This is a genomic window from Paraflavitalea devenefica (assembly GCF_011759375.1).
Lineage (GTDB): Bacteria > Bacteroidota > Bacteroidia > Chitinophagales > Chitinophagaceae > Paraflavitalea > Paraflavitalea devenefica.
Genome location: NZ_JAARML010000003.1, coordinates 71,111 through 84,914, shown reverse-complemented (window position 1 = coordinate 84,914; position 13,804 = coordinate 71,111). Strand labels below are relative to the sequence as shown.

Genomic DNA, 13,804 nt, shown 5'->3' with positions numbered 1-13,804 from the left:
GGTTATTTGTTTTCGTTAAGAGCTTCTGCTTCCTCTTCTGTAATGGCCAGCAATCCATGGCTGTGGTAGTGGTCCATACAAGTCTGGATCACCTCAAAACGTGGTCTGGGGCGCGTAAAGCCGCCGCCACCGTTGCCACCTCCTGCCGATGTACGTTTGGCTGCGGCCAGCTTCTGGATCAGCCTGGTTCTTTCCGCCTGTATCTGTGTACGAAGTTCTTTATCGCGGTCACGGTCAAAAAAGATAGTACCGTCTACAATCGTTTTTTCTGCTACGGCGTAAATGCTCAGCGGATTATTGCTCCACAGTACCAGGTCGGCATCCTTACCTGGTTTAATACTGCCCACCTTATCATCTACGTGCAGCATTTTGGCCGGGTTCAGCGTTACCATCTTCAAGGCTTCTTCTTCAGTAATGCCGCCATACTTCACAATCTTGCCGGCTTCCTGGTTCAGGCGGCGCGCCATTTCCGCATCGTCTGAGTTAATGGCCACATTCAAGCCCACCCTTTGCATAATAGCCGCATTATAGGGAATGGCATCCACCACTTCCATCTTATACTGCCACCAGTCGCTGAAAGTAGAAGCAGCCACACCATGCGCCTTCATCTTATCAGCCACTTTATAACCTTCCAGGATGTGCGTGAATGTGTTGATGGGGAAACCAAACTTCTCAGCCACGCGCATGGCAGCGGTGATCTCGCTCTGCACATATGAGTGGCAGGTAATGAAACGCTTTTTATTCATGATCTCTACCAGGGCATCCAGTTCCAGGTCGCGACGCACACCGGGCTTCTTTGCCTTCAGTGCCTGCTCATAATCCTTGGCACGCTGGAAAGCGTCTGTCAGCACCTGCTCCACACCCATACGGGTATCGGGGAAGCGGGTATTCGTTTGTGAGCCGCTGCGTTTTACATTCTCACCCAGGGCAAACTTGATAAAGGGATCAGCACCTTTAAACTTCAGCTCTTCATCATTGGCGCCCCAGCGCAGTTTGATCAACTGGGTCTGGCCGCCAATCGTATTGGCAGAGCCATGCAGGATATGGGAAGAAGTAACACCGCCGCTCAACTGGCGGTAAATATTAATATCCTCCGGGTTCAGGTTATCTGCAATACGCACTTCAGAACTTACGCTCTGGGCGCCTTCATTAATAGAGGCAGCAGCAATATGGGAATGTTCATCAATAACGCCGGGTGTTAAATGCTTGCCTGTGCCATCAATCACCTTAGCGCCGGAAGCAGGGAGGTTCTTGCCTATCCGGGATATCTTACCACCTGTTACCAGTACATCTGTTCCTTCCAGCTTGCCGTCTTTCTCATTTGTCCATACGGTAGCATTCTTAATCAGGATCGTTTCCTGCTTAGGCAGCTCTTCCGATCCATAAGCCAGGAAGGGGAAAGTAACCTTGCCCAGTTGCAAAGGTTGTTTGGGCTTTGTAGTGTCGGGTTTGGGAGCCCCTGCTTTTTCAAAAGTAGCCGTCCAGGTAAATGGGTTGCCTGCAGCATCGCGGCCGGTGCCATTCCATACCGTACCACTGGTTACGCCGCTGAATACAGTTTCTATCGCCCGGGGGCCACGGCCTTCTGTAAAGTTCAGCTTCACCAGCTTGCCGTCATATGTGTACTTACCCGTGAGCGTATCAAAAGAAGCAACACCGGCATCCTTCAACTCCACACTCCACGTTTTAGTACCGGCGGTTGTATTGGCAACCAATTTATACGTGCCCTTTACATCATACCAGCCATCTTCTTTCACCGCATACTTATTACCCTGTACCCAGTTGTGGAATACCACTGTTTTTTCCTGGAAAACAGGGCCTGAGGTGATCAGGAAATTGGCCAGCTTACCGGCGTCGAGGCTGCCGGCCTTATCATAAATACCCAGTAAAGTAGCGGGCGTTTTTGTCAATGCTTCCAGTGCTTTGGTTTCTGTAAGACCATATTCAATGGCCTTCCGCAGGTTGGCCATAAAATCGCCCACAGTGCCCAGGTCGGAAGTAGTAAGGCAAAAAGTAATGCCGGCTTTTTCAAAAGCAGCAGGATTGGTAGGCGCCAGTTCCCAGTGTTTCATATCATCCAGGCCGGTGAAGCGTACATCATTGGGATCATCCACATCCATGGCAGCAGGATAATTCAATGGCAGGATAAAGGCAGCCTTTGTTTCGGCCATTTCCCTGATGCGCTGGTATTCATTACCACCGCCTTTAATAATATATTGTACGCCAAATTCATCCCCCACACGATCGGCACGCAGTACATTCCACTTATCATTGGCTTCAAAGATCTGGGGCAGGCCCTGGTTATCATTCCAGGCTTTGAGGGTAAGGTTAATGCCTTCTTTGACCGGGTTGCTTTTGTACCAGGCAGCATCCATATAGCTTTGACGCAATAAGGCGACGGTACCCATCATCGAGACAGGATAGGTTTGCGTGGAGGAGCCTTTGTTCAGGGAGTAATGAGCCGAAGCTTTCTCTTTCACCATCACCAGGTTTTCTCTTTCATCGGCCAGTGTAACCACTACGCCGGTGCCGCGGGCAATGCCATCTTTCTGGTGGGTTAATACCGTACCAAAACCGATATCCCGCAATGTTTTGGCCTTCGTTTCATCGGCCGCGAACAGCTTAGCGGCTTCCACGTCGGAATGAATAGCCTGGTTCCAGCCAAAAGCGCCTTTCTGGTTGGAAATAAACTGGGGAGGCGCATTAAAATTAAAACCCGTTTGCCTGGCAGGCGCCGTAATACCGTAATCGGCATAGGCATCAATAAAAGAGGGATAAATATATTTACCGCTACAATCAATCACTATGGCATCTTTGGGAGCGGCCAGGTTGGCTCCTACCGAAATGATCTTCCCTTCCCTGATCACCAATGTAGCATTGGTAAGGGTGGTCTGGGCGTCTTTAACAATCGTTGCGTTGGTGAAAGCGTAATACCCGTTCTTAGGGTCGGCCACCCCATTTACCGGGAAAGTGACCTGGGACAGTGCAGAAAAACTAAATGCAAAGAAGAGCCCCATCAGGAAATGCATTCTTCCTGGCGGACGTAGCCTGAGTTTTCTCATATGCTTGGTTGGTTTTATGAATTTGATCCCGAAAAGGGTCCAATTTAACCAAATACACTAATTTAGACCCTGCAAAATTTGTCTGACCGGCAAATAACCTCCATGAGACGTTTTTAGCCCTTATTTCCTGCTCACGAATGATTAAAATCACTCATCTTTTCTATGAACATTGCTCAATATATTGATCATACGCTATTAAAGCCAACCACCACTTCAGATGAAATAAAAAAGCTATGTGAGGAAGCCGCCCGCTATGGATTTGCCGCTGTATGTGTGCCTCCGCCATTGGTAAGGCCGGCAAAGAAATATTTATCCGGCAGCAGCGTTAAAGTGGCCACGGTCATAGGATTTCCCTTTGGCTATTCGGTAGCCGCTGCCAAACAGGCAGAAGCGGAACAAGCCATTAAAGACGGGGCAGATGAGCTGGATGTAGTGATCAACCTGGTGGCCCTTAAAAGCGGGGATACCAGCTACCTTGAATCCGAGATCAAACCAATTGTAGCAGCGGCTCACCAAAACCAGCGGCTGGTGAAAGTGATCATAGAAAGTGGCATATTGTCTGCAGCCGAAATCATTCAATGTTGTACTTTGTATGCAGCCGCCCATGTTGATTTTGTTAAAACCTCTACCGGCTATGCAGAAAAAGGGGCTAGTGTAGAAGCGGTGCAACTCATGCGCGAACATTTACCGTCTTCTGTTCAGATCAAGGCGTCGGGCGGCATCCGGACCTATGCTTTTGCCAAAGAACTGGTAGATGCCGGCGCCACAAGGTTGGGTTGCAGTGCCAGTGTAGCCATTGTAACAGGAGAGAAAGAAAGCAGCACCGGAGGTTATTGATTATTGTAAAGAATGCAATATGAAAAGACTTATTATCATCCTTATTTCGTTGATCAGTGTCCAGGCCTTTGCACAAACCGACACCAGTTCCATTATTGTACACAAAGACCCCCGCATTGACCTGCTGATAAAAAAGCAGATAGAGATCAATGAGGTCACCACCCGCAATGCCAGGCGGTTTGTGCCGGGTTTCCGTATCCTGGTGATCAATACCAATGACCGGGCTAAAGCCCTTAATGCCAAAACCAGGTTGTATCAGGAATTTCCCAGCCTGAACTTATACCTCATGTACCAGGCTCCTTTCTATAAACTGAAAGCCGGCAACTTTAAAGACCGCCAGGAAGCAGATGACTACCTGCCCAATATCCAACGGCTCTTTCCTTCCGGTGTATATGTAGTAAGAGATACCATTGAAGTGAATCCTGAACCACCATCAAATTAAGTTTCGGTCAGATGCTTTACTTTTGAGCTATGAGCCTGAAAGAAAAAATACAAAGCCTGGCCAGTACCTATGCCCCGGTATTTATTGATATACGGCATCACCTGCACGCCCATCCCGAATTGAGCTACCAGGAAGTCGAGACCTCGCAATTCATACAACAAAAGCTTCAGGAATTTGGTATCCCTCACCAGGTAATGGCCACTACCGGTGTAGTGGGTCTTATCAAAGGAAAAAACCCGGATAAAAGGATTGTAGCCCTCCGCGCCGATATAGATGCCTTACCCATACTGGAAGAGAATAATGTACCTTATAAATCCACCCGCGATGGCGTGATGCATGCCTGCGGACATGATGTGCACACCACCTGCCTGCTGGGCGCCGCTAAAATATTACAGGAGCTGAAAGAAGAATGGGAAGGCACCGTGAAACTCATTTTCCAGCCCGGAGAAGAACGCAATCCCGGAGGCGCCAGCATACTCATCAAAGAAGGAGTGCTTGCCAATCCCGCACCGGAAGCCATCTTTGGCCTGCATGTACATCCGCAACTGGCCGTAGGGCAGCTCAGCTTCCGTGGCGGACAGGTAATGGCCAGCGCCGATGAAATTTACATCACCATCAAAGGCAAGGGCGGTCATGCGGCAGCACCACATTTAACGGTGGATACGATCCTCATCGCCTCGCACCTTATTGTAAGCCTGCAACAGATCATCAGCCGCAACCGCAATCCCTTATCTCCTTCTGTATTGTCTATTTGCTCCATACAGGGCGGCCATACCACCAATGTGATCCCCAGCGAAGTAAAGCTGATGGGCACCTTCCGGGCGCTGGATGAAGCATGGCGCTTTAAAGCGCATGAACTCATCCGTAACAATGTGGAACAACTGGTGCATGCCATGGGCGGGGAAGTAGACCTGCACATTGATGTAGGCTATCCCACCGTATACAACCATGAAGCCTTGAATGCAACAGCACGCAAGCTGGCAGAGGGATACATGGGTGCAGAGCATGTAGAAACGACCGAAATGCGTATGGGCGCAGAAGACTTTGGCTATTATACCCAACTGATCCCCGGTTGCTTTTACCGGCTGGGCGTGATGAATGAAGCCAAAGGCATTACTTCCGGCGTGCATACCCCCACCTTCAATATTGATGAAAGCGCTATTGAAACAGGAATGGGCATGATGGCCTGGCTGGGAAGCCAGGCGCGCATGGAGTAAGGTGAGTCGCCCTGCCGGGCGGCCCTTGCAGCGCTGCAGGGCGGCCCACCTTAGAGGCAGGACATTGAGCATTCATACAACCAATCCTATTTATATGCTACGATTAACTGCTTTATTGCTGCTCCTCACGTGCGCAGTACATGCACAAACCGCTACCGACAGCAAATACGAACGCCAGGAAGTAATGATCCCCATGCGCGATGGTATAAAGCTCAACACCGTGATCTTTACACCGAAGGCCGCCGCCGAAAAATATCCCTTCCTGCTCAGGCGCACCCCTTACGGTGTAAGTGGCGCCGGCGCACCGGATAAAAGTGGCTATACAAAAGACATGGCCGATGATGGCTATATCTTCGTATTCCAGGATATCCGTGGCCGCTACAAAAGTGAAGGCAAGTTTGAAATGCAGCGCTTCAGCCGCATTAAAAAAGATCTTAAAGCCATTGACGAAAGCACAGACACCTACGATACTTTTGAATGGTTATTAAAGAACATTCCCAACAACAATGGCAAAGGCGGCATGTATGGCATCTCCTATGATGGCTGGACCACCATGCAGGGCGCTATTGATCCCCACCCCGCGCTGGTAGCCGTATCGGAGCAGGCCACCCCTTCCGATATGTGGCTCGGCGACGACTTCCACCACAATGGCGCTTTCCGCCTCAGTTATGGTTTTGAATATGCCTTTATGGAGGAGGCCGGCAAAACCGACAGCCTGTTCCCTTTTGGCATGCATGATCTGTACGACTGGTACCTGCAATTAGGTCCGCTGAGTAATGTCAATAAAAAACACTTTCACAATCATATTCCTACCTGGAATGATTTTGCCAGCCATCCCAACTATGATGCCTTCTGGCAAAAGCAGTCACTGGCGTACAGGCTGGATTCACCCCGGGTGTATACTATGCACGTAGCCGGCTGGTGGGACCAGGAAGATTTTTACGGACCGCTGAAAGCATATGAAATACTGGAGAAAAAAGACCGCAGTCATAAGAACTACATCGTGGCAGGCCCCTGGAATCATGGCGGCTGGGCCGGCGGCGCCGGTAGCCATTTAGGCAATATCAGTTTTGATACGGCTACAGGTCCTGTGTTCCGGAAAGACATACAGGCACGCTGGTTTGCTTATCACCTCAAGGGTAAAGGGGACGGTAACTTTGCAGAAGCCATCACTTTCCAAACCGGCTCCAACGTTTGGCAGCATTACAACAACTGGCCACCGGCTGAAGCCCTACAACAAAACCTGTATTTCCATCCCAACGGGAAGCTCTCCTTTGAAAAACCTTCTGCAGCTAATGGGACTGACAGTTATATTTCTGATCCGGCCCGGCCGGTTCCCTACCGTACAAGGCCCATTGAGCAAACGTATGGACCGGGCTCGCGCTGGTTTACCTGGCTTACAGAAGACCAGCGGTTCGTTCATAACCGCCCCGATGTATTGAGTTGGGAAACGGATGTACTAACCGAAGACATTACGGTAACCGGTCAGTTATGGGCCAAACTCTTTGCGGCAACTACCGGTAGTGATGCCGACTGGGTGGTGAAGCTGATTGATGTATACCCGGCAGCCTATCCTAAAGACCGCAAGATGGGCGGCTATCAGTTCATGATAGCCAATGATGTATTCCGGGGCCGTTTCCGCAAGAGCTTTGAACACCCGGAACCTATTACACCCAATAAAGTGGAAAGCTATACGATTGACCTGCACAGCATCAATCACGTATTTAAGAAAGGACATAAGATCATGGTGCAGGTACAAAGCACCTGGTTCCCTATCATAGACCGTAACCCGCAGAAATATATACCCAATATCTTTGAAGCAAAGGAATCAGATTTCCAGAAAGCTACTCATACCATCCATCGCTCAACCCGGTTCCCTTCGCATATTGAATTATCAATCATCAAATAAAGGCAATAAGGTGGGTCGCCTTCAAAAGGCGGCTCACCTTATTGCTTTATACATGAGGGGCAGGTGAAAACCTGCCCCGTGTTAACTAAGGCTAACTTGCGTATAGAAAAAAAGTGTTTTGTAAAATCAGCAGATCTCAAACAGTACCTTGCTACGCTTCCCGGCTGCACTATCATTATCTTCATAGAACTTCACCCCATCTTCTTCGCACTGCAGGGTAAACAATAACCGGGGCCTTTCCCCACCAGCCTGCTCCCATTTCTCCGGCTCTGTTTCATATACAATACTACGAATGGTATAATCACTGTTCATCGTGTAATCCACCTGCTTCACCGCATTGGCAAAACGCACCTCCTGACCATCCGGCAATAAATAATGCAGGTAAATAGCTTCCTTACCCACCAGGATATCGGTCAGCACAGAAGCGGTGTTTTCCAGCCGGCCATCGGCCCCTACCCGGAACTGTCTTTCACTGTGCAGGTGCAATTGCCCGTCAATATTGTTCGTTTCGGGGTTACCGAACAACAGGCAACCGATATAATTGACAATCTCTTTCTTCATGTTGACTGATTTGATGGTGATACCTTAGGTTATTAGTTATTTTACTTCTCTTCGTATCTATTCACCAATAGCCTTATCTTCTTCCCATCAAGGCGCACCATTTCTATCAGGATATGCAGTTTCCCCTCTTTGGCTTCCACCGTCATAGTCCCTTCAGTAGTTTCACTGGTCTCAGGCTTTTGAAACTCCACTTTGTAAATCGCTTTACCTTCTTTGTAAATATCTTTCCACTGACAGGTGGTCTCTCTAATGGTGGCGGTCAAAACCCCTGCTTTCTCTGCATGGTTCACGGTAATTCTTTCTTTGGTAAATTCAAGGCTCAGCACGTCTGTCTTGGTATCCATCACAGAACCATCCTCACTGATCCTTTCCTGTTGGTCGGAGTGGTATACAACATTCTTATCGCATTGGGCAATACCGGCCGTGGCAGCCAGCAGGAGAACGGCAAATGAAAGCAGCATTTTTTTCATGGCTATACTTTTTTTTGGTTATAGTTTATTTGTTTATCTGGTCCTGCATAGCTCATCGGGAATCCGATTTACCTGCAGGTTACATTTATTTTAATAAAATCGGGTATCATTTCCACCAACCCCGCCAAATGGATGACAAACAGGCTTTCTAACGGGTCAAAAATAAAGTCCCCCCACCCTGTTCAACATACGAAGTATATCTACGGGGTGGCAAATAATTGCTCTACAAATCGGTGCAATTGTCCCCCATGTAAACCCATGGCCACGATCTTACCCGTGGGATCAATGAGAAAATTCCGGGGAATTGATCTCACGCCATACAGTTTGGACACCTTGCTCTCCCAGCCTTTCAGGTCACTCACCTGCGGCCAGGTCAACTGATCATCCTTAATGGCTTTCAGCCAGGCATCTTTTTCATCCGGCCTGTCCAGCGAAACACCGAGTATGATAAAGTTCTTATCCTTAAACTGGTTATACAGCTTTACCAGGTTGGGGTTATCCTGCCGGCAGGGCCCACACCAGGAAGCCCAGAAATCCAACAGGACATACTTTCCCCGGTACTGAGACAACGTTACCGGCTGTCCGGTTACATCCTTTTCAACAAATTCCGGCGCCATATTACCTACTTTCACCAGGCGGACAGCATTCAACATTTTCTGAAAAGCAATACCGGCAGGTGTTTCCCGCAAAGTGGGGGATAATAATTCAAATAGTGGTGCCAGTTCATCAGGATCGGGATAAGCGCCGGCTACATAATCTTTTAAGGCGGCCAGGCTTGCATAGCTGCCCGGATTTTTACGCACAAAGGATTCGGCGATCTGCCTGCGTTGCTGGCGAAAACTGGTCTGTAACCGCTCAATACTGTCTTTAAAGCCGGGCATTTCAGCCTGCTCCCGGGATACCTTCCTGATATTATTGGAAAATTCCTCATGCGCATGATCCACAGGGTCCATCAGCGCCAGTAACTGTTGATACTCCTGGTTGATCTTAGAGCCGCTGATAGCAGCTTTATGCACAGAATCCTTACCGGTAAGTACAATAGTCCCATCCACATACAATCGTACCGTCTCATTCATCGTCCGGCGGTCCATATTAAACAAACCAATACGATTCCGGTCAATCACCAGCCAGGCAAGGAATGGCTGATCAGTAGTGCCTTTAAACTCAAAGGCTCCATGACGTATAAAGACCGAATCAGCTATATTCCTTCCCTCTTTTTTATAAGCGAGGTAAGCAATGGCCGGGGTATCCAGGCCAACTATTTTTCCTTTAACGGAGTAAGGACTCTCCTGCGCCGCCAGCATAGCCGGCAATAGCATGACAACAAGCAATTGTTTTATTTTCATAACAACAGGTTTTAAGTGTACTATTAAAAATCAAGCAACTCCAGCCTGTTCAGCATGCCGGATGCTTCAATGATCTCATCATACTCCGCATTGGCTTCTGCGGCTTCGGCCGTCTCCGCTGTTTCAACAGTATACGCCGGCCATACCGTTTCCCCTTCCGCAGTGGGAGCCTGTGGTTCGCGCGACATCAAAATGGATGTCACCAGCAGCATAACGATCGGTACCAGGAATCTCATAATAAACAGTTTGCTGTCTAATAAAATGGTTACCCTCTTTCTTTACGCTTCACGGTATCCCAGAAAGCCAGCAGTATGATCCCTACAAACCATATCCAGGAATAGTTCAGGTGAACGAGACGGCCTTTATTCAGGTCCTTGAAATAAGTAAGTGCTGTATAAGCATAAGGATAATAAATGATCTTATCCCATTGTATGATCATCAGCCCGGTGATCAGCAATCCCAGTCCGATCCCAATCGGTGCAATAAAGTTTTTGAAACGCAGACTGATCCAGTATTGAATGGAAGTCATCGCCAGGATAGCTACATACATCTTACTGCTTACGGTCAACATATCTGTCCAGGGTACAGGATGGGAGAAAAATGTATAAACACCCAGTACTGTATTGACACTATAACCGGCAACCAGTATCGCCAGATTAAATAATACGATAGCCGTCAATATCAACCCTTGCACGACCAGGAATTTGGAAAAGAAAATATCTGCATAGCTACGGGGCGAGGCATACACCTGCTTCCACGTATTATTCCGGTACTCCACCTGCACTACCAGGCTCGTAACCAATATTACATAGCAAGGCATCAGAAAGGCCGCCATCGGTTGCCAGCAATTTCTTAACAGATAATGCCAGGGATCATTTTTCAATATATTGCCAAAATGATCGGACTTAAAAACCAACATCAACCAAAAAGTAAATGGAATAAATATCCCTGCCAGTATCGTGATCCAGTAAGCAGCCGTTTTGCGGCATTTCCACAACTCGGCTTTGGTATTAATAATAAAAGTGGCCATGATTATTCGGATGTGATTTGAATGAATAAGTTTTCCAGGTCATTTTGCGTATGCGCCAGTTGGTACACTTCCACCTCCTGTTGTACCAGTGTTCTGTTGAGCAGGGCGGCCCTTTCTTTGCCTTCGAAATGCACCAGCAGTTTGGCGCCATTCACTTCCTTCACCGGGAAATGCCCGTTCAGTACCCGTTGTGCTTTGGCCACATCACTCACTTCAATTTCTAAGGCCGTTTGCTTCGATTTCAATTGCTGCAATTCGGGCAACGATCCCTGGAACAATAACTTTCCTTTATTGATAATGCCTACATGGGTAGCCATCTTTTCCACTTCTGCCAGCATATGGCTCGATACCAGGACTGTTTTCCCATGTTCCCGGTTCAGTGTTTTGAGCAGTTCCCGGGTTTCGATGATACCACTGGGATCGAGGCCATTGGTAGGCTCATCCAGGATCAATAATTCCGGATCATGCAATAGGGCCATGGCAATAGACAGCCTTTGTTTCATACCCAGTGAATAGGTTTTCACTTTTTTGCCGGCCGCGTCTTTGAGCCGTACAATCTCCAGCACCTCATTGATCCTCTTTTTAGGGCACTGATAAGTAAGACGGAATATTTCCAGGTTCTCCCTGCCCGTGAGGTGCAGGTACAGCGAAGGCTGCTCGATCAATGATCCCAGCCGGCGCAGGATCTCCAGCCGGTGGGCCGTCAGCTCTTTGCCAAACAAGGTGATCGTTCCCTCCTGCTTCTTCAGCAGGCTCAGTATCAGGCGCAGCGTGGTTGTTTTACCCGCGCCGTTTGGGCCAAGAAAGCCGTAGATACTGCCGGCAGGCACCTGCAGGCTCAATTGTTGAAGGATGGGTTGTCCGGACCGGAACAAAAAGTCCAGTCGCTTGGTCTCAATAATATGGTTGCTCATGTTAGTCTGTTGAAGTGATCGTTGCTTTACGAAGGTTATATCCTTTTAATTTAATAGAAGAAAGACTGTCTGCCTGTATGCTCAGTTTATCAAAGCGGGCATCCATGTCGTCAAATTTTGCACCTTTCAGTTTTATAGAAGCACTGCCTATGTTCGTATGCCCGTTAAAAAATACTTCAGAGGATGGCCCGGCATTTATACGGATTGAATCATAGAAGGTGGGACTTGTATTACGATAATCTTGCTCCACAGTCAATGTCGTATTTTTCAGCTCAAAATTATAAACAGGTTTTATCGGAGCAGATGTCATTACCCTCCTAAATTGTAACCTGCTATTGGCCACATGAATGCTATCCACATTGGGTAGGAAAAGCTCAATATGATTGAAGACCACCACCGTTTCCCCATTTTGGTTAGGATGTATCTTTGCTGTATCCATATCAATCACTAATACGCCATCCTTTATCCGGTACCTGACCAGGCTATCGCCCATTTTCCCAATTACAATCTTGACTGAATCGGAAGGAATGATGACCATATCCATCTGTCCTGATATAGAAACACTTTTTATTTCCTCCTTTATCTTGTATTCATCACTCCAGGGATTGACAACGTCTTTTCTTTCCACCATATTCCCATTGGCAAATTTTACACGGACCGCGAGGAAAAGACTGGCAAAAAGAAGGATCGTGGTAAGGAGCAGGCTTAATAAAATTTTATTACTCGTTCTCATGTTACTGAGTTATGCAGGGTTAGCGAAATGTTGTTGTTTATATTTTTCATACCAGGGCTTCAGGTCATCCGGCGACATGCCCAGGAGGTACATATTGCGGAATACCTGTGGCAGGTCTTTTTCCGTAAACTCCACCTTACGGTATTTCACTGCCTGCTGCAAGGCGCCGGGTGATACAAAGTAACCAATGCCCCGCTGGTTATAAATGATCTCCTGTTGTTGCAGGAATTCAAACGTGCGCATCACGGTATTGGGATTTACTTCCAGTTGTACTGCCAGTTCCCGTACAGAAGGCACCCTTTCCTCCGGCTTCCATTCCTGCAGCAATATCTTTTCGCAGACATAATCTGCGATCTGTAAGTATATAGCTTGCGATTCTCTGAATTGCATAATAATAAGTTTACGATCTTTATACCTCTTTTTCCTTCAGCCTGAAATAAGTAGCCAACCAGAACACGGGCGCTAACACGAATTTGAAAAAACCGAAAAACACATCGTCTGTCCAGGAAGGCAATTGGATCACCCGCCAGCCCCATTCCTGACGCGGTCCCAGGAGGTTGAACTCTGTCAGGGAGCCACTAAAACCTCCCTCTGGCAAGATCGGAGACAGCACCTTGGCACACAGGAAAATAAAGAACAGGATCAGCAGCAGCAGGGTAATGGTTGTTTTAATAAAACTATAAGCGGGAAAATAAATGGACCCTAATGCATAAGCCCCCTGTACCCCAAAGAAGAGCAACAATATAAATGAAAGCATATTTAACGGATTACTGCCAGGATGAGGATGTTCATCAAACATATAAAACACATTGGCTATTGTTTCCGGCTTAAACACGCTGCCTGGCGCATGAAGAAAAGGCGCCTTCTCCCATTTGGCCAGTTGAACGGCGTTATACACTTTCAACATGATAAAATCAACGGCATAGAAAATAACCGTGTAGCAAACAAAATAGATCAATACGCAATACAGCGCCATACAAAGCACCTTTTCCAGGTGTGAAGCAGGCACCGAAAGAAAGTTAATGGCTTTGGGTTTATTGGCAAGATCGCCGAACAGCAAGCTGGCATATAAAGATCCGGTAAGGAAAAGGCCTACATAATAAGTGACGATCTGTCCTTCGCGTTCCATAGGCCCACGGCCATCCACCAGTAGCAGGAAGCCGTACCAAAGCAACAGCAAGGAGGCTACGGCTATCAATGACAAAGTATATTTATTCCGGTTATCGCCCCAATGCTTGCGCACCAGCAGCCCCCAGCGGTTAAAGTCAAAAGCCTGGTTCATG

14 protein-coding genes are annotated in these 13,804 nt (G+C 47.8%); 4 read left to right on the top strand and 10 right to left on the bottom strand.

Annotated elements, in window-relative coordinates; genetic code table 11:
- Positions 1 to 2: 2 nt before the first annotated feature.
- Positions 3 to 3,062 (bottom strand): amidohydrolase family protein, encoded by a 3,060-nt coding sequence (locus HB364_RS18805; protein WP_167289839.1) that lies wholly within the window; start codon positions 3,060 to 3,062, stop codon positions 3 to 5.
- A 162-nt stretch (positions 3,063 to 3,224) separates the two neighbouring features.
- Between HB364_RS18805 and deoC the strand changes: the two genes are divergently transcribed.
- From deoC to HB364_RS18785, 4 genes are all read left to right on the top strand, one after another.
- The gene (gene deoC, locus HB364_RS18800) at positions 3,225 to 3,899 is read left to right on the top strand and encodes a deoxyribose-phosphate aldolase (RefSeq protein WP_167289838.1); all 675 of its coding nucleotides are present in this window, start codon (positions 3,225 to 3,227) and stop codon (positions 3,897 to 3,899) included.
- Positions 3,900 to 3,918: 19 nt separating this feature from the next.
- Complete coding sequence (locus tag HB364_RS18795) at positions 3,919 to 4,341, top strand: SPOR domain-containing protein (RefSeq protein ID WP_167289837.1); 423 nt, start codon at positions 3,919 to 3,921, stop codon at positions 4,339 to 4,341.
- A 29-nt stretch (positions 4,342 to 4,370) separates the two neighbouring features.
- Positions 4,371 to 5,558 carry a M20 metallopeptidase family protein gene (locus HB364_RS18790; protein WP_167289836.1) on the top strand — a complete coding sequence of 396 codons (1,188 nt, stop codon included), beginning with the start codon at positions 4,371 to 4,373 and terminating at the stop codon, positions 5,556 to 5,558.
- Positions 5,559 to 5,652: 94 nt separating this feature from the next.
- Positions 5,653 to 7,467: a CocE/NonD family hydrolase gene (locus HB364_RS18785; RefSeq protein WP_167289835.1), complete on the top strand. Its 1,815-nt coding sequence runs from the start codon at positions 5,653 to 5,655 to the stop codon at positions 7,465 to 7,467.
- 126 nt (positions 7,468 to 7,593) lie between these two features.
- Here the strand turns inward: HB364_RS18785 and HB364_RS18780 are convergent, their stop codons facing one another.
- From HB364_RS18780 to HB364_RS18740, 9 genes are all read right to left on the bottom strand, one after another.
- A complete protein-coding gene (locus HB364_RS18780) occupies positions 7,594 to 8,028 on the bottom strand; it encodes a hypothetical protein (protein ID WP_167289834.1) in 435 nt (144 codons plus the stop codon).
- A 41-nt stretch (positions 8,029 to 8,069) separates the two neighbouring features.
- Positions 8,070 to 8,498 (bottom strand): hypothetical protein, encoded by a 429-nt coding sequence (locus HB364_RS18775; RefSeq protein ID WP_167289833.1) that lies wholly within the window; start codon positions 8,496 to 8,498, stop codon positions 8,070 to 8,072.
- A gap of 200 nt (positions 8,499 to 8,698) precedes the next feature.
- The gene (locus HB364_RS18770; protein ID WP_167289832.1) at positions 8,699 to 9,844 is read right to left on the bottom strand and encodes a TlpA disulfide reductase family protein; all 1,146 of its coding nucleotides are present in this window, start codon (positions 9,842 to 9,844) and stop codon (positions 8,699 to 8,701) included.
- A 23-nt stretch (positions 9,845 to 9,867) separates the two neighbouring features.
- Positions 9,868 to 10,080: a hypothetical protein gene (locus HB364_RS18765; protein ID WP_167289831.1), complete on the bottom strand. Its 213-nt coding sequence runs from the start codon at positions 10,078 to 10,080 to the stop codon at positions 9,868 to 9,870.
- Between the two features lie 29 nt (positions 10,081 to 10,109).
- Positions 10,110 to 10,874 (bottom strand): ABC transporter permease, encoded by a 765-nt coding sequence (locus tag HB364_RS18760; RefSeq protein ID WP_167289830.1) that lies wholly within the window; start codon positions 10,872 to 10,874, stop codon positions 10,110 to 10,112.
- 2 nt (positions 10,875 to 10,876) lie between these two features.
- Positions 10,877 to 11,788: an ABC transporter ATP-binding protein gene (locus tag HB364_RS18755; RefSeq protein WP_167289829.1), complete on the bottom strand. Its 912-nt coding sequence runs from the start codon at positions 11,786 to 11,788 to the stop codon at positions 10,877 to 10,879.
- A gap of 1 nt (position 11,789) precedes the next feature.
- Complete coding sequence (locus HB364_RS18750; protein ID WP_167289828.1) at positions 11,790 to 12,521, bottom strand: hypothetical protein; 732 nt, start codon at positions 12,519 to 12,521, stop codon at positions 11,790 to 11,792.
- Positions 12,522 to 12,530: 9 nt separating this feature from the next.
- Positions 12,531 to 12,911 (bottom strand): GntR family transcriptional regulator, encoded by a 381-nt coding sequence (locus HB364_RS18745; protein WP_167289827.1) that lies wholly within the window; start codon positions 12,909 to 12,911, stop codon positions 12,531 to 12,533.
- Between the two features lie 19 nt (positions 12,912 to 12,930).
- On the bottom strand, positions 12,931 to 13,803 hold the full coding sequence (locus HB364_RS18740; protein WP_167289826.1) for a hypothetical protein: 873 nt from the start codon (positions 13,801 to 13,803) through the stop codon (positions 12,931 to 12,933).
- Position 13,804: the final 1 nt, after the last annotated feature.